The organism is Brenneria salicis ATCC 15712 = DSM 30166 (assembly GCF_003315515.1).
Taxonomy (GTDB): Bacteria; Pseudomonadota; Gammaproteobacteria; order Enterobacterales; family Enterobacteriaceae; genus Brenneria; species Brenneria salicis.
This window is the reverse complement of sequence record NZ_QNRY01000005.1, coordinates 1-16,186: the sequence shown is the minus strand read 5'-3', so window position 1 is coordinate 16,186 and position 16,186 is coordinate 1. Positions and strand designations below refer to the sequence as shown.

General features: G+C 53.8%; 12 protein-coding genes and 1 pseudogene. 7 read left to right on the top strand and 6 right to left on the bottom strand.

What is annotated here, in order from left to right; translation table 11 throughout:
- Window positions 1-165 precede the first annotated feature (165 nt).
- The 4 genes from ridA to DES54_RS18460 form a co-directional block, all read right to left on the bottom strand.
- Window positions 166-552: a 2-iminobutanoate/2-iminopropanoate deaminase gene (gene ridA, locus DES54_RS03895; RefSeq protein WP_113865304.1), complete on the bottom strand. Its 387-nt coding sequence runs from the start codon at window positions 550-552 to the stop codon at window positions 166-168.
- 133 nt (window positions 553-685) lie between these two features.
- Window positions 686-1,150, bottom strand: a complete 465-nt coding sequence (gene pyrI / locus DES54_RS03890; protein WP_113865303.1) for an aspartate carbamoyltransferase regulatory subunit — start codon at window positions 1,148-1,150, stop codon at window positions 686-688.
- Window positions 1,151-1,168: 18 nt separating this feature from the next.
- Window positions 1,169-2,104, bottom strand: a complete 936-nt coding sequence (pyrB, locus tag DES54_RS03885) for an aspartate carbamoyltransferase (RefSeq protein WP_113865302.1) — start codon at window positions 2,102-2,104, stop codon at window positions 1,169-1,171.
- Window positions 2,064-2,435 carry a hypothetical protein gene (locus DES54_RS18460; protein ID WP_147247257.1) on the bottom strand — a complete coding sequence of 124 codons (372 nt, stop codon included), beginning with the start codon at window positions 2,433-2,435 and terminating at the stop codon, window positions 2,064-2,066. Before DES54_RS18460 ends, pyrB begins: the two co-directional genes overlap by 41 nt.
- 152 nt (window positions 2,436-2,587) lie before the next feature.
- On the opposite strand from DES54_RS18460, the gene DES54_RS03880 reads away from it, so the two are divergent.
- A complete protein-coding gene (locus tag DES54_RS03880; protein WP_113865301.1) occupies window positions 2,588-3,064 on the top strand; it encodes a NanQ anomerase/TabA/YiaL family protein in 477 nt (158 codons plus the stop codon).
- Between the two features lie 247 nt (window positions 3,065-3,311).
- On the opposite strand, the gene argF is transcribed toward DES54_RS03880, so the two are convergent.
- Window positions 3,312-4,319, bottom strand: coding sequence for an ornithine carbamoyltransferase (gene argF / locus DES54_RS03875; RefSeq protein WP_113865300.1), 1,008 nt, complete (start codon window positions 4,317-4,319; stop codon window positions 3,312-3,314).
- A gap of 162 nt (window positions 4,320-4,481) precedes the next feature.
- Between argF and rraB the strand changes: the two genes are divergently transcribed.
- From rraB to DES54_RS18795, 5 genes and pseudogenes are all read left to right on the top strand, one after another.
- A complete protein-coding gene (gene rraB, locus DES54_RS03870) occupies window positions 4,482-4,907 on the top strand; it encodes a ribonuclease E inhibitor RraB (protein ID WP_113865299.1) in 426 nt (141 codons plus the stop codon).
- Window positions 4,908-5,329: 422 nt separating this feature from the next.
- Complete coding sequence (locus DES54_RS03865) at window positions 5,330-6,946, top strand: ShlB/FhaC/HecB family hemolysin secretion/activation protein (RefSeq protein ID WP_240634932.1); 1,617 nt, start codon at window positions 5,330-5,332, stop codon at window positions 6,944-6,946.
- 41 nt (window positions 6,947-6,987) lie between these two features.
- Window positions 6,988-13,296, top strand: a pseudogene (locus DES54_RS19340) (hemagglutinin repeat-containing protein); the annotation flags it as partial.
- Between the two features lie 412 nt (window positions 13,297-13,708).
- The gene (locus DES54_RS03855; RefSeq protein WP_240634922.1) at window positions 13,709-14,191 is read left to right on the top strand and encodes a hypothetical protein; all 483 of its coding nucleotides are present in this window, start codon (window positions 13,709-13,711) and stop codon (window positions 14,189-14,191) included.
- A gap of 10 nt (window positions 14,192-14,201) precedes the next feature.
- A complete protein-coding gene (locus DES54_RS18795) occupies window positions 14,202-14,438 on the top strand; it encodes a hypothetical protein (protein WP_240634921.1) in 237 nt (78 codons plus the stop codon).
- 139 nt (window positions 14,439-14,577) lie between these two features.
- Here DES54_RS18795 and DES54_RS03850 read toward each other — a convergent pair whose 3' ends face one another.
- Window positions 14,578-15,081, bottom strand: a complete 504-nt coding sequence (locus tag DES54_RS03850; RefSeq protein ID WP_113865297.1) for a GNAT family N-acetyltransferase — start codon at window positions 15,079-15,081, stop codon at window positions 14,578-14,580.
- 651 nt (window positions 15,082-15,732) lie between these two features.
- Here DES54_RS03850 and DES54_RS03845 point away from each other — a divergent pair.
- On the top strand, window positions 15,733-16,186 hold a 454-nt coding region (locus DES54_RS03845), incomplete at its 3' end, for a helix-turn-helix domain-containing protein (RefSeq protein WP_147247255.1).

Genomic DNA, 16,186 nt, shown 5'->3' with positions numbered 1-16,186 from the left:
TTAAGATCCTGAGCAATTTGCATAAAAAACCGGAAACCCTGAGATTCCCGGATTCTTACACCACCACTGGATCATTCAACCGATCCCTGACTGCTCGGCATTACGCCAAATAGCGCGTTTCTAAAGCGTTAAAGCGTTATGAATGCTGTTGTGACCAATAAAGGCTTAACGACGAACGGCGATCGCTTCAATCTCGATTTTGACGTCTTTCGGCAAACGCGCGACTTCAACGCACGAGCGAGCCGGAAACGGCGCTTCATGTTCGTTGAAGAAAGCCTCGTAAGCGGTATTGACGAGGGTGAAATCGTGCAGATCTTTGACGAAAACGGTGGTTTTTACGATATCGGAAACGTTCAGGCCTGCGGCTTCCACAATCGCCTGAACATTTTCCAGCGACTGACGCGTCTGGGCGGTAATATTGTCGGCAACCAGACCGCTTTTCGGGTTTACCGGGATCTGGCCGGAGGTGATGATCATGCTGCCGAGATCGACGCCTTGTACGTAAGGGCCGATGGCGGCTGGCGCGTGTTCAGTGCTGATAGTGCGAGACATGGTATCTCCTGATTAGGATGTAAAAGGGACGCTAGCATTTCCATTATTCAAAAAAGCATTGCCATTATTCAAAAAAGCCCCGCCTCAGGCAATGCTCATCAGCGGGGCAATGAAAGAAAACCGGCAGTGGGCGTTAGTGATCCTGCAATACGGCCTGGCGCTCGAATTCTTTCTCACAGTATTTGCACTTCAGGTGGACTTCGCCCGCGCGTTGTTTAACGCTAAACGAGGACGACACCGGTTCGCTACGGCTGATACAGTTGCTGTTGGGGCAGGTGAGCACGCCGTCGATGTGTTCCGGCAGCGTCGGCACCAGTTTGCGCACCACATCATAATTATCAATCTGGTTGACGGTGGCCTGCGGCGCATACATCGCCAGTTGATTGGCCTGCTGTTCGGTCAGAAACACATTTTCGATTTTAATCAGATCTTTACGGCCCAAATAGTTTGACGGCAGATTCAGCCCGATGGTAATGCGCTGATCGGTGGCGGTCAGCCTGAACAGCGTCAGCAGCTTGAAACCCACCTGGGCGGGAATATGGTCGATTACCGTGCCGCATTTAATGGCTTCTACCTGTAATTTATTATCGTGAGTCATGGCTATTCCTCTTTATTCTCACAGAACCAGTTCGCTATTCAGCACCAACGCCAGCAACGCCTGACGTGCGTAGATCCCGTTGCCGGCCTGCTGGAAGTAGTAGGCGTAGGGCGTTGAATCCACATCGGTCGTGATTTCGTCCACGCGCGGCAAGGGGTGCAGAACCTTCAGGTTGGCGCGGGCAGTCTGCAAATCGGCGGCGCGCAGAATAAACTGGGACTTGATGTTGATGTATTCGGACGGGTCCAGACGCTCTTTCTGTACGCGGGTCATATACAGAATATCCAGTTCGTCCACCACCTCTTCAATACTGCTATGCAGGCTGTAAGGAATGTTTTTCTCTGCCAGCATGGTCAGAATGTAATCCGGCATCGCCAGCGCGTCCGGGGCGATAAAGTAAAAGCGGTTGTCCTCGAATTTCGCCAGCGCCTGCGTCAGCGAATGCACGGTGCGGCCATATTTCAGATCGCCGACCATAGCGATATTGATATTGTTCAGACGGCTCTGGGTTTCTTGAATGGTGAACAGGTCGAGCAGCGTCTGCGTCGGGTGTTGGTTGGCGCCATCACCGGCATTAAGAACCGGAATACCGCCGGAGAATTCCGTCGCCAGCCGGGAGGCGCCTTCCTGCGGGTGGCGCATGACGATGGCGTCAACGTACTGGCTGATGACGGAAATGGTGTCGGCCAGCGTCTCGCCTTTTTTGCCAAGCGACGTATTATTGCTGTCGGCAAACCCCACCACGGACGCGCCCAGGCGGTGCATCGCCGTTTCAAAAGATAAACGTGTTCGTGTCGATGCCTCAAAAAAACAACTGGCAATCACTTTGTGCTTTAACAGTTCAGGCTGAGGTGTGGCTTTCAGACTGGCGGCGACCTGTAAGGCCAACTCCAGATGTTCTCGGCTGAGATCGTTAATCGAAATGATGTGTTTTTGATAAAGCGGATTGACCATTTTTGTTTTTCTCCTGACGGTTGGTCCGGTAAACACAGAACGAGTAAACAGATGCGGCGTCTGGTTTTCCATGAATGACAGACAAAAAAAAGCCCCTCAACGGAGGGGCCTTTTTGCATGATTGGTTGAGCAACGGAAAGGAAAACGCCGACTGGCTGCCGGATGGCAGTTGTGGTTGATAACCAACATAAGCAGCGGATTTATTGATGCAGCAGCGCATGGCCCCTCCCGGCAAATTGTCGAAAATTATACGCGCCAAGGACGCTAATTCAAGCGGAAAACGTGATTTTTTACCCATCGCAATCGGTTGCGCAATGAATATCATCGACATAAAAAATGAAGATCGGAAGGAAGTTCGCAATGAAGAGTGAAATGCGGTTCACTCTTTCGGGTTAAGGCGCTGGCGAGCGCCGGATTTGGCGAGTATAACGTTTTCAAACCATTGTTTTATAAAATAAGGTTTCACTTTCAAACGGGGAATATATGATTACTGGCAATATCCATCATCTTGAACTGGTTCCTTACCTGCCTGCCAAACTGTGCGCCGCCATAGAATATGTTAAACGGCACATCACGGGAAATACCCCGCTGGGCAAGCATGACATTGACGGTGATAACGAATTTATTCTGATTTCCAACGACAGCACGGATTTGCCGGAAAAACGCCGCGCCGAGTATCACGCCAAATATCTGGACATCCAGATTGTGTTGTCCGGCGTGGAAGGCATGACGTTCAGCAATCTGCCCGGCGGCAAGCCGGATACCGATTGGCTGGCGGATCAAGACATCGCATTTTTGCCCTCTGGCGAACAGGAAAAGCAGTTTGTGATGCAGGAAGGCGATTTCGTGGTTTTTTTCCCAGGCGAAGTACACAAACCCTTATGTGCGGTGGGTGAACCTGCGCGGGTGCGTAAAGCCGTGGTAAAGATTGATGCGGCACAATGTGATTTTCTTCCCTGATTCCATTCTCGTACATAACTCAGGGAAAAAAACGAAGGCTACAGGCGTGGTTTACTCTTGGCGAAGGAACCGCGTAGCGGCCCCGTTCCGCCAAAAGCCACAGGTCAAGGAGCGCGGCGATTGAGCGCTCCTTGTCGGGCGCGTGCGACGACGTTGCATGGAAATACCGCTATTCTTGCGCACGAAACCCCCACTGAACTGACATATATCGTGTCGGTAAGGTGGCTGAGCAAGGGCGTGATAAATACTAATCCTCACTTAATGTCGCCACCATAACCGCTTTAATGGTGTGCATGCGGTTTTCCGCCTGATCAAAGACGATGCTGTGTGAGGATTCAAAAACCTCGTCCGTGACTTCCATCCCGCCGTGCAGACCGTATTGTTCCGCCATCTGTTTGCCGAGGGTGGTCTGGTCGTCATGAAAGGCCGGCAGGCAGTGCAGGAATTTCACCTGTGGGTTGCCTGTGGCGGCAATCATCGCCATGTTCACCTGAAAAGGTTTCAGCAGCGTAATACGTTCCTGCCAGGCTTCTTTCGCTTCCCCCATGGAAACCCATACGTCGGTGTAAATGAAATCGACGTCAGCCACGCCTGCGGCAATCTCTTCCGTCAGCGTAATGACGCCGCCGGTTTGTTTGGCGGCAGCCTGACATTCGGCGACCAGCCCGGCGTCCGGCCAGCAGGCTTTGGGCGCGACCAGACGTAAATCCAACCCGGTCAGCGCCGCCGCTTCCAGCATGGTATTCCCCATGTTGTTGCGCGCATCGCCCACATAAGCCAGTTTCATGGCGGACAGCGGTTTGCCGGGCAAATGCTCTTGCATGGTCATCAGATCAGCCAGTAACTGGGTCGGGTGGAACTCATTGGTCAGCCCGTTCCAGACGGGGACGCCGGCATATTGCGCCAGTGTTTCAACAATTTGCTGACCGTAGCCGCGGTATTGAATACCGTCGTACATTCTGCCCAGCACGCGCGCCGTATCCTTGATGGATTCTTTGTGACCGATCTGACTGCCGCTGGGCGCCAGATAGGTGACTTGCGCCCCCTGATCGTATGCAGCAACTTCGAAAGAGCAACGAGTACGGGTCGAATCTTTTTCGAAGATGAGTGCGATGTTTTTGCCTTGCAGGTGGCGGGTTTCGTTGCCGCTTTTTTTATCGGCTTTCAATTTGATTGACAGGGTTAAAAGCCTGGCGATTTCTACCGGGGAAAAATCCATTAACCTTAAAAAGTGACGCTTGTAGAACGATCTCATGACGGACATCTCCATACGGCCCAATATATTGATTGAATTAAAATTCACTTTATATGTGTAATTATTCAATTTCAAGTGCCGGTAGCAAACTTTATGGTGGAGACGGCGGCAACGCTGTGGGACAATGACGAAATAATACGTCGATTGAATGAGGACTAAGGCATGGCAAACCGCGAATTACTGGAAGAACAACGTGAAGAGACACGCCTGATCATCGAAGAACTGCTGGAAGATGGCAGCGATCCAGACGCGCTGTATACCATTGAGCATCATTTTTCAGCAGAGAAGTTTGAAGTACTGGAAAAGGTCGCCGTGGAAGTGTTCAAACTGGGCTACGAAGTCACGGATGCGGAAGAACTGGAAGTGGAAGACGGCGTGTTGCTGATGTGCTGCGATGCGATCAGCGAAGTGGCCTTGAATGCCGAATTAATCGACGCGCAGGTGGAGCAACTGTTGACGCTGGCGGAACGTCATGGCGTGAATTACGATGGCTGGGGCACGTACTTTGAAGATCCTGATGGCGAAGAGGGTGAGGGCGGCGAAGACGAAGATTTTTATGACGAGGATGATGACGGCAAACGCCATTAATTCTTTGCTGTCAGCCTTATTCAGGGCCGCGGATGTGAAAGCATGCGCGGCGTTTTTGTTTTTACGCGCTGAGCGCCGGAATAAGGGATGCGTTTGAATCCAGGCGACCTGTTGGCTGTTCGAATGTACCAGCGGGATTGTCATCCTACTTTGTCGTTAACTCTGAATGAGATATTTCCCATTCTCGAAGGCTGAAAGGCGATGCGAAAATGTAACCAATTATTTATCCCAATAATTATTTACTTCATTCGGTATCGAAAAAATGACAAGGATTGCTCAATTTTATTTTTTTATTTTGAAATCAATAAATTAATTAATTGCTTTTTCACCGGAAGTCATTTTTTACGCCTCGCTAGCTTACGATATTTTTACCTTTCCTGGCGCCTGATGTTAATGCGGCAACCCCGCCCGATCCGCAGCAAATTGAGCAGCGGCAGATTAATCAACAGCAAATCAATCAGCAGGAACGGCAGCGCGCGCAGACGCGGCAACTGGCGCCTCAGACGCCGGACATCCGTTTACAACCGCCGGGCGCGTTCCTCACCCGACTACATTTCCCGGTGGAAATGACCCCTTGTTTCCCGATCAAACAAGTCGAATTACAGGGAACGCAGGATTTTCCCGGCTGGCTGCCCTTGCAGCGGCTGGCTGATCAGGCCGTGAACCAGTGTCTGGGCGCGAAGGGGATTAATCTGTTGATGAGCGCGTTGCAGAACCGTCTGGTGGATCACGGTTACGTCACCGCCCGCGTACTCGCGCCGGCACAGGATTTAAAAAGCGGAACGCTGAAACTGGTGGTGATGGCCGGTAAAGTCAGCAAGATCACGCTGTCGCCGGACAGCGATCGTTATATTCAACTCTACAGCGCTTTGCCTGCGCGTGCAGGCGGATTGCTTGATCTGCGCGATATTGAGCAAGGGCTGGAGAATCTACAGCGCGTCCCCACCGCACAGGCTGACATGCAACTGGTTCCGGGAGAAAATCCGGGTGAAAGCGACGTGGTGGTCAGCTATAAGCAGGCGCGTCACTGGCGTATCGGCGCGTCGCTGGATGATGCCGGCACCAGGAGCACCGGTCGCTATCAGGGCGGTTTGACGCTGTTCCTCGATAATCCTTTCTCTCTCAGCGATACGTTCTATCTCTACGGCGGGCGCGATCTGCAAGGCCGCGGCGGGAAAAGCAGCAAAAGCTACGTTGCGCATTACTTGCTTCCCTTTGGCTACTGGCAGGCGGGCGTCACCGCCAGCGGTTATGACTATAACCAGACCATCGCCGGTCTGAATGAAAACTATACCTACCGCGGCGAGAGCGAAAGCCTCAACGTCCAACTCAGCCGTGTTCTCCACCGCAGCGGCAGCCAGAAAACCTCAATCAGTTACGAGGTGCTGACCCGCGAATCGCGTAATTTTATCAATGATACGGAAGTCGAGGTGCAGCGGCGCAATACCTCCGCCTGGCGGCTTGGTTTGCAACATCGCCACTATATTTCGCAGGCGACGCTGGACGCCGCCGTCAGCTACCAGCGAGGCACCCGTTGGTTCGGCGCGCGGCCCGCGCCGGAAGATGAGCGGGGTGAAGGCACCGGGCTGGCGAAAATCGTGCAGTTTTCCACTGAACTGGAAGTGCCTTTCGCGTTGTTTGATGAGGCTTTTCGCTACAACGTGCAATACCAGCGTCAAATCGCCAGCACGTGGCTGACGCCGCAGGATCAGTTTTCCATCGGCAACCGCTGGACGGTGCGCGGCTTTGACGGTGAACTGACGCTCAGCGCCGATGATGGCTGGCTGGTGCGTAATGAACTCGCCTGGCGCACGCCGCTCCAGAATCAGGAACTGTATCTGGGCGTGGATTACGGCGAGATTAGCAACAACAGCACGGAAATATTGTCAGGGCGTCATCTGGCGGGCGGGGTGATTGGTCTGCGCGGCAACGCGTTCAAAACCGGTTATGACCTGTTCGCGGGCGTCCCGTTTTCCAAACCCGGCGGATTCGATACCAGCCCGGTGGTTCTGGGTTTCAACCTGAACTGGCAGTACTAACGTATTCGTTGAGCAATGCTTTCTGTTAAGGGATAACGAAAATGAATAAGCATTTTTATCGCATCGTTTTTAACCGGGCGCGTGGCGTTTTGATGGTGGTTTCCGAGCTTTGCCGCGGCTGCGTTGGCGGTTCCGCTTCTGCCGGACGCGGAACGACGCTACGTCAACTGACGGGGCGGCTTTCGCCGCTGACGTTCCTGATGCTCGGCGCGTTGGGCTGGTCATGTTGGCGCCGTCGGCGCAGGCGAATATCGTGGCGGATCGCAATGCGCCCGGTAACCAGAAACCGACGATATTGCAGACGGCGAACGGTAAGCCGCAGGTCAATATTCAGACGCCCAGCGCGGGCGGCGTGTCGCGAAATGTCTACAGCCAGTTCGATGTCAACCAGCAAGGCGCGATCCTCAACAATTCGCAGAAGCAGGTGCAAACGCAGCAGGGAGGCTGGGTGACGGGCAACCCCTGGCTGGCGAAAGGCGAAGCCAAAATCATTCTTAATGAAGTCAATTCGCGTGATCCCAGCAAGCTTAACGGTTATATCGAAGTCGCCGGGAAAAAAGCGCAGGTGGTGGTCGCCAACCCCGCGGGCATCAGTTGTGACGGTTGCGGCTTCATCAATGCGAACCGGGCGACGCTGACCACCGGTAAAGCCTTGATGGAAAACGGCCAATCGAAAGGCTATCAGGTTGATAAGGGAAACATTCGCATCCAGGGCCAGGGCATGGATACCAGCCGTCAGGGATACACCGACCTGATCGCGCGACGGTGGAGATTAACGCCGGGATTTGGGCCAATGATTTGACGGTGACCACCGGACGCAACCGCGTCAGCGCCGATCTGCGACAGGTTGAGCGGCGGACGGATAACGCATCGTCAGCCTCGGTGACGCCGCCGGAACAGCCGAAACTGGCGGTGGATGTGGCGCAACTTGGCGGCATGTACGCCGGTAAAATCCAGCTTATCGGCACGGAAAAAGGTGTCGGCGTGCGCAACGCCGGGACGATTGGCGCGCAGGCGGGCAGGCGGGCAGGCGGGCAGGCGGGCAGCGTGACCATCACGGCGGATGGCCGCATTGAAAACAGCGGCAGCATCAATGCCTCCCAGAATGTCCAACTCACGGGAAGCAATCTGGATAATCACGGTAAAGTCTATGCGCAGCAGGACGTTACGGTAAACGCGCGGCAACAAGCCGCCAACCGGGGCGTGCTGGCGGCGCAGCGCCATACCGCGTTAACCGCGGACAAGATCAGCAACCAACAAGGCGCGGTGCTGGGGGCCGGGATCAATAGCGATGGCTCTGTGGCGGATAGCGGCGATTTGTCGCTGGCGGCGGCGCAACGCATTGAGGCAAACGGCCAGCATCTGGCGGGTGGTTCGCTGCGCATGGCGGCGGCTGAGGTGAATGCCGATGGCAGCCAGACGCAGGCGACGAATGTAACGCTCAACGCCAGCGCCGGATCGGTTTCCAGCCGTCAGGCGCAAATCAGCGCGGACAGCCAACTCAGTGTGGCGGCGGCGAAAGCCGTCAACAACGCCGGGGGGACGCTGATTGCCGGAAAATCGCTGGCGGTGAGGGCGGAAAGCCTGAGCGGTGACGGGCAGTTGCTCTCGCTCGGCGATATGTCGCTGACTGCCGCGCGGCGTTTCGATAATCACAGCGATGTGATCGCCAATGGCAAACTTGATTTGACGGTGGCGGGCGAGGTGACCAACCACCGGAAAATCCAGTCCGGTAATGCATTAACGCTCACCGCTGATCGCCTCGACAATCAGTCAGGCGGGGAAATCAGCAGCCTGAAAACCCAGCTAACCCTGACGGACACGCTGACCAACTGTGGTTTGATTGATGGCGGCCAGACGCGCATCGACGCCGTAACGCTGAACAATATCGGCAGTGGCCGCGTCTATGGCGACTGGATTAGCCTGCAGTCGCAGACGTTGAATAATCTGGATGAAAACGGCATCGGCGGATCTATCGCGGCGCGGCAGGGATTGAATCTGGGCATCGGCACATTGAATAACCGGCAACAGGCGCTGATCTACAGCGACGGCGCGATGGCGCTGGGCGGCAGTCTGGAGCGGCGGGACTGGCGACGGGGCAGGCTGATACGATCAACAACCACAGCGCCACGATTGAATCGGCGGGGGACATGGCGCTGTCCGCCAGTCAGATCAATAACGTCAACGACCATCTGGTCACGGAAACGGTCAAGACCACCCGCTATATCGACGAAGCGGTGCTGAGTGGACACACCACGCGCTATAACTGGAGCGATATCTGGTTCACCCGCAATAAATACGGCGTCAACACCGCGCATATGCCGGATGGCTACGCTGATGAGCGATTTTATCGCTACAGGTATACCCGCACTGTTAGCGAGACGCGGGTGAAAGAGAGCGAACCGGGCCAGATTCTGTCCGGCGGCAACCTGTGGCTGACGGCGGCGCGAATGACCAACAGCGACAGCCGGGTCATTGCCGCGGGTTTGCTGATGGACGGCGTTAAGGAACTGAGCAATCTGGCGACGCCGGGCGAGCGCATCACCACCGATGTCGGCTGGCAAGAGCGCTGGTATGCCCGAAAGAAAAAGAACTGGCGGGGCGTCACCAAGACCTCGCAGGGGATCAGCGGCAATACTTATGCCCCTGAAATGAAAGTGGAAACCATCGATCTACAAGCCAGCGACTGGCGGCAGAACGCCTCCTTCAATGGTTCGGGTTATGCGGTCACGGCGTTGCGCGCCAGCGCGGTCGGTCAGGATGCTATTCAGCCGACCGCCACACTGCCGGGCAGCAGCCTGTTTACCCTTCAGCCTGCGGCGGAAAGCCGGTATCTGGTGGAAACTGATCCGCGCTTTACCAACCAGAAACAATGGCTGAGTTCGGACTATATGCTGAAAGCCTTCGACCAAACCGATGGCAAAGATAAGCGGCTGGGCGACGGTTTTTATGAACAGCGCGAGGTGCGCGAGCAGATCGCACAGTTGACCGGCCAGCGTTATCTGGCGGGTTATACCAGCGATGAAGCGCAATATAAGGCGCTGATGGATGCCGGGATCGCGTTTGGCCACCAGTTTTCGCTGACGCCGGGGGTGGCGTTAAGCCAGGAACAGATGGCATTGCTCACCACGGATATGGTGTGGATGGTCAGAAAATCGGTCACATTGCCGGATGGCACCTCGCAATCGGTATTGGTGCCGCAGGTTTACGCCAAAGTGCGCTCGAATGAGCAAATCGGCGCGGGCAGCATGCTGGCAGGCAATAACGTTTCCATCGGTCTTGCGGGCGGCATGTTGAACAGCGGACGCATTGCGGCGCGGGATACGCTGTTTATTTCATCGGCTGCGCTGAACAATCAGGGCGGTTCGCTATTAGGTAAACAGGTGGAACTGCGCGTTCGTGATGACCTGAATAATATCGGCGGGGCGATCCAGGGGGAAGACCGCCTGACGGCGCTGGCGGGCGGCACTATCAATAGCCAATAGCGCCAGCACGCTGAACGGGCGTGAGAGCAATCGTATCCTCGATCGCGTCGCGGGGATGTATGTTCAGAATGATAAAGGCGAACTGACGCTGGCGGCAGGGAAGGATATCAATCTGACGGCCAGTCAGGTCATCAACGCCGGCACCGACGGCACAGTGCGCCTTAGCGCAGGCAATAACCTGAATCTGACAACGCTGACCACCACCGAAACGCTCAACAGCGATTGGGACAGCAATAATTACCGGCACTATTCAGCCCGTGAAGATATCGGCAGCCAGATCGTCGCCAACGGACAAATTACGCTGCGTGCCGGACAGGATCTGAATGCCGTGGCAGCCTCGATAACGGCGCAACAAGGGCTACAGGCTCAGGCGGGAAATGACATCAACCTGCTCAGCGGTCAGTCCGCTTATTCGCTGACGGAACACAGCAAGCAGAGCAGCCGCGGACTTTTCTCGGCGCAGTCCAGCGAACGGCATGACAGCATTCAGGATCAAGCGGCGACAGGCAGCACGTTCAGCGGCGATAGCGTGGCGCTCAACGCCGGCAACGATTTGCGAATTTCCGGCGGTGCGGTGGCCGGTACGCAAGACGTGGCGCTGACGGCAGGGCGAGATATCACGGTGGTCACCGCACGCGAAAATCATCAGGAAACCCACCTGCGGGAAGAGAAGAAATCCGGCCTGATGGGGAGCGGCGGTATCGGTTTCAGCATCGGTCAGGCCAGCCGGAAGCGTACCACCGACAGTGAGGGCGACAGCGAGAAAGCCAGCACAATAGGCAGTGAAAGAGGCGACGCCACGCTGATTGCCGGTAACGCATTGACTATTCGCGGCAGCGATGTGGTCGCCGGACAGGATCTCACGCTGCGCGGTAAAGCGGTGACGATCAGCGCTGCGCAAAGCCGTCAGACTCAGCGCCAGACTGACGAACAGAAACAAAGCGGTCTGACGCTGGCGCTGAGCGGCACAGTGGGCAGTGCATTGAATACGGCGGTACAGACGGCGCAGACTGCTAAATCCACCGAAGATGATCGGCTGCAAGCGTTGCAGGCCGGGCGTTTGGCCGAGGCGGAGGGCGATAAGGATGCAAACAATAATAATGTGGTGGGCGTCAGTATCTCGCTGGGTAGCCAGTCATCGAAATCAGAACAGACGACTGAGCAGCATATCGCTCAGGGCAGCAGCCTGAACGCGGGACGAAATCTGGCGATGACGGCCACCGGCGACGATATTCTGGTGCAGGGCGGCGAATTGCGTGCCGCTCAGGATGTGACGTTGAATGCCGCACGCGATATCAATCTGTTGTCAGCACAGAACAGTCAGCATACGCAAGGCAGCAACCAGAGCAAAGGCGGCAGCATCGGCCTCAGCTTGGGGTAGGCGGCGGTGGCGCCAGCCTGAGCGTGAACGCCAGCATGAATAAAGCGAAAGGCCGCGAACTGGGCGAAGGGCTGAGTTACACGGAAACGCTGCTGGACGCGGGGCGTCAGGTACAGTTGACCAGTGGCCGCGATACGACGCTGCAAGGCGCACAGGTTAGCGGCGAACAGATAACGGCGCGGGTGGGCCGTGATTTGCTATTGCAAAGCCAGCAGGACAGCGATGTGTACAACAGCAAACAGCAGAGCATGAGCGCGGGTGTCAGCATCCCGATTTATGGCGCGGGCAGTGGTTCGGCCAGCTTCAGCCTGAGCAAAGACAAAATGCGCAGCAACTATCAAAGCGTGCAGGAGCAGACCGGACTGTTTGCCGGACAAGGGGGTTATGATGTCCGCGTCGGCAATCATACTCAACTGGATGGCGCGGTTATCGGCTCGACGGCGGCGGCGAAAAACCGGCTGGAGACGGGAACGCTGGGCTTCAGTGATATTGAGAACAAAGCGTCGTTCGAGACTTCGCACAGCGGCGTGGGCATCAGCACCGGCGGGCCGATAGGGATGCAGAAGTTAAGCAATCTGGCTTCCAACTCACTGATAAGCGGGAACAACGACGGCAATGCCGGGAGCATGACGCGTGCGGCGCTGAGCGACGGTCAACTGACCCTCCGCGACCAGGCTGGTCAGCGGCAGGACGTCTCGCAGTTGAGCAACGATGTCGAACATGCCAATCAGACGCTGAGTGCGATATTTGATAAAGAGAAAGAGCAGCGCCGATTGCAGCAGATGCAACTGATAGCGGAAATCAGCAATCAGGCGGTAGATATTGCGGCTACGGAAGGGGCGATAATCGCGACGAAAGCGGCGAAGGAAAGGGCGGAAGCGCGGGCCTCGAATCTGTCGGCCGAAGACCGGCAATGGGCGCAAGAGGCGCTGGGTAAAGGCGAAAACCCGAATCTGAACCCGACACAGGCGGATATCCGGGGGTATATTTACCAGACGGAGTATAAGAAAGCCTATAATCAGACGTTGGCGGACACCGGTTTTGGCACGGGCGGGGCGGTACGTCAGGGCATCATGGCGGTATCGGCGGCGGTGCAGGGCCTGGCGGGGGGCAACATCGCTCAGGCGATAACGGGCGGGGCGGCGCCGTATCTGGCGACGGTAATCAAGCAGGCGACGACGGACGCGCAGGGCGAAGTGAATGTGGCGGCGAATACGATAGCGCATGCGGTGCTGGGGGGTATCGTGGCGGAAGCGGGGGGCAACAGCGCTCTGGCGGGTGCGGCGAGCGGAGAACTGGCGGCGCGGGTTATTACGGAGCGTCTGTATCCGGGCAAAGCGGCGGCGGAACTGACAGAAAGCGAAAAACAGATGGTGAGAACGCTGTCTCTGCTGGCAGGCGGACTGGCGGCAGGCACGGCGGGTGACTCGACATCGGGCGTGGTAGCGGGCGCGCAGGCGGGGCGGAATGCAACCGAGAATAACAACTTCAATCTGAGGGCGATTGCGCCGAAAGGATTGCAGGATGTAGGGGCATTGATGACATCGCTTTACACCAATACCAACATGGTGGATGAAAACGGCAACGTATTGAATCCGATAACGGAAGAAGAGCGCCAGTATGCGATGCATAAACTGGTGACGGGGACGATGCCGAGGTTCGAATAACTATCCGAGAATAATAGGCTGAGTAATCCTGAATAAATGCTTACCTCAGATTAAAAGTCATACATATCTATGATTAATAAGATAATTCTGGTTGTTTTTAGTATATTAGAAGGATAATAATTTATATGCATTATGAATGCAAGCTAAGTAAAATTTTCATTTAGCTGTTCACTACGTTTTGACGTAAATATATAAATATAATAGATTGAAAATGTAAGGGATTTATAAGATGAAAAAATTTTTACTGTTAACGATACCTGTATTCGCTCTGGCTCTAACCTCTTGTTCCTCCTGGGTGAATGGAAGTAAACCGCTTTCTGATAAGGCATTAAGTGATAATCAAATAAACGCCAAGATAATAGACGGAAAATCAACGATTGAATCGGTTGACAGTATATTTGGCAAAAGAGATACGGGGCGCGCGCTGACAAATAAAACCTTTCCTGAAGGTAAAAAGTCCATCGCTGTTTATCATGGCAATCTTAATAGCTTTGGTGGTACTTATGCCCACAGGAAGCTTTATGTCGCATATGGCGATGATAATAAAACCATTAATCATGATGTTGTTATAAATGATTTCAGAAAAGAGAATGCTTTTGAGAAAGATCCCGTCAATTCGAAAAATTTAGCTTTTTCGGATATTAATAAAGGAGACGGAAAAGAGAAAATGGTTTCGGTACTAGGCGAGCCTAAAGATATAACTTTTTTCTGATGAGGGCAGCTTGCTTTGGGTATATGCTAAAACAGATATATCAAGAGATGCATCATCATATATCCCGTTATACGACCTTGCAAAGAGCACAGAATCTGGTGCATCAGAGAGATTATATGTTGAGTTTGATCGAAGCGGTAAAGTGAATAATCTTCTTTCTGCTTCGATAAATATCACTCAAGGCAGAGGTATATCCAATGCTGAAAATTACGAAGAAAAATTTACCAGGATAATAAAAAAATATTAATGAATAGAAACGACTAACCGTCGGTTGTTATTTTATCGTGTCTCAACCACCCCCTATGTGGGGTGGTTATCATTATCTTTTAATTAGACGTATCCCTATTCCCAAAAGCAAAATGTGGCCGTTGGGATCTGAGCGCTGATTACAGCGTTTTCAGCATGGTCACTTCACAATCGGTATGGCCGGTATTACCCATAGAATAAGGGATACGTTCGAATCCAAGCGACTGATAGAGGCGGATGACGCTGGTCAGGTGACCCGTGGTTTCCAGATAGCAGCGACCAAAACCTCGCTGACGAGCAAATTCCAATGCTTGTAAAGCGAGTTGTCTTGCCAGGCCCTTGCCGCGCGCGACGGGTAAAAAATACATTTTTTGCAATTCGCACACGTCATCATCGCTTGCCGTCAGGGGCGCAATGCCGACGCCGCCAACCACTTCCCCTGCATATTCCACAATCCAATAGGCGCTATTTGGTTGATTGTACAAGGCAAACAAATTATCCAGATCGGGATCGGATACGGTGTAGCCTTTGTCGGACGTCAAACCGAATTCCGCCGACACGCAGCGGATAACACGGGCGATCGCGGCATCGTCTTGTGCGGTAATTGGGCGCCCCCTAAGGCTGGCGGAAATTGCGGTGGTCATGATGCTCGCTCTTGTATTTTTACTTTGGTCGTCTCACGCATGATTCTATACCCACCTTGCTTGCGGGCTATAGGTCTGTTGGCTCGAACAGTGAGAGGAACCATGCTGTTTTCGCCTTCCTGCATCCCAAAATCTATCGGATAGATGCAAGTGTAATACCATTTAATGCCGTTTTGATGCAATAACTCGACAGGCATATGCGAACATTACTGTAACACAGTGGTTTCAAACTCACTGTCTCAAGGCTGTGGCTTGCTGGTGAAAATATTGTGGGTGGAAACAAAGAGGGTTTTGTCAGCCTTGATGAAGTTTGTAGCAGGTTATCAATGAAGACGTTTTGGCAAGAGAACTAAGGGAAATATCATATATGTTATGGTAACTAAAACTACAGAGATAATATTCCGCCATAAATAAAAATCTTAAACAATAATTTTTTATTATTAGCATGCTCAGTTTGTTGGGAATTTTCCTAATAGACATTAAGATTTGTACTCTCGTACTCCATGATGACTAAAGAGTGTTTGATGATTAACCACATAATATCAGGGCTAAATAGCTGTTCCAAATAGTAGATCACTTTGAGGGAACTCAGTCCGAGTTGAGCGATCTGATCAATCGCTAAAAATCACAAATCACCAACCGGACTGAGCGATGCCGATCATAGCACCAATACCCCGTACCGAACGACGTCGGATGCAGAAAACCATCCATAAAACACGCGACAAGAATCATGCCCGAAGACTGCTCGCCCTGTTAATGCTGCATCGGGGCGACCGTGTCAGCGATGTCGCCAGAACGCTCTGTTGCGCACGCTCATCGGTGGGGCGATGGATTAACTGGTTTACGTTATCGGGAGTTGAAGGCCTGAAGTCTTTACCCGCAGGGCGTTCCCGTCGCTGGCCGTTTGAACATATCTGCTCATTGTTACGTGAGCTTGTAAAGCATTCTCCCGGCGATTTTGGTTATCAGCGTTCCCGCTGGAGTACCGAGCTTCTGGCGATAAAAGTCCGCGAGATAACCGGCTGTCAGTTGCATGCTTCCACCGTACGTCGATGGTTGCCTGCCGCTGGACTGGTATGGCGCAGAGCTGCGCCCACCCTGCGTA

Coding starts and splice junctions, on each gene's coding strand:
- ridA (WP_113865304.1), bottom strand. CDS start 552: ATGTCTCGCACTATCAGCACTGAACACGCGCCAGCCGCCATCGGCCCT.
- pyrI (WP_113865303.1), bottom strand. CDS start 1,150: ATGACTCACGATAATAAATTACAGGTAGAAGCCATTAAATGCGGCACG.
- pyrB (WP_113865302.1), bottom strand. CDS start 2,104: ATGGTCAATCCGCTTTATCAAAAACACATCATTTCGATTAACGATCTC.
- DES54_RS18460 (WP_147247257.1), bottom strand. CDS start 2,435: ATGTCGATGATATTCATTGCGCAACCGATTGCGATGGGTAAAAAATCA.
- DES54_RS03880 (WP_113865301.1), top strand. CDS start 2,588: ATGATTACTGGCAATATCCATCATCTTGAACTGGTTCCTTACCTGCCT.
- argF (WP_113865300.1), bottom strand. CDS start 4,319: ATGAGATCGTTCTACAAGCGTCACTTTTTAAGGTTAATGGATTTTTCC.
- rraB (WP_113865299.1), top strand. CDS start 4,482: ATGGCAAACCGCGAATTACTGGAAGAACAACGTGAAGAGACACGCCTG.
- DES54_RS03855 (WP_240634922.1), top strand. CDS start 13,709: ATGAAAAAATTTTTACTGTTAACGATACCTGTATTCGCTCTGGCTCTA.
- DES54_RS03850 (WP_113865297.1), bottom strand. CDS start 15,081: ATGACCACCGCAATTTCCGCCAGCCTTAGGGGGCGCCCAATTACCGCA.